1 protein-coding gene is annotated in these 367 nt (G+C 42.0%); it reads left to right on the top strand.

Annotation, left to right across the window (positions count from 1 at the left end):
• Nucleotides 1-277 (top strand): fasciclin domain-containing protein (locus DNI29_RS23835; RefSeq protein ID WP_133255753.1); only part of this gene is annotated, 277 nt, incomplete at its 5' end.
• Between the last annotated feature and the right edge of the window lie 90 nt (nucleotides 278-367).

Raw genomic sequence — 367 nt, 5'->3', positions numbered from 1 at the left:
CCGTAATCTTTATGCTGCTTTGGGAGTTACAAGTGTCGATGAAATTCCATTGGAGACATTGACCGCTGTTTTGCAATACCATGTCGTTCCCGCAAGAGCTTTTTCTCAGGATTTGAGACAAGGGGCTTCATTGCCAACTTTACTGACAGGCAAAAACCTCACCGTTAATCTTTCAGATTTGAAAATAAATGATGCCGGTCTTGTGGCTGAAGCGCTGAATATTCACGCCACCAATGGAGTAATCCATGTGATCGATAAGGTTATGTTGCCGCAATAAATGCAGTAAATAGTTCACTGTCCGTAGTCCACAGATCGGGATTTTGAACTTCAAACCCTGTTGCTTTTTCAGACCGATGAAATTTTTAAG

The sequence above is a fragment of the Hymenobacter sediminis genome, from assembly GCF_003231285.1.
GTDB classification, from domain to species: Bacteria; Bacteroidota; Bacteroidia; order Cytophagales; family Hymenobacteraceae; genus Hymenobacter; species Hymenobacter sediminis.
This window is presented reverse-complemented; position numbering and strand designations above follow the sequence as displayed.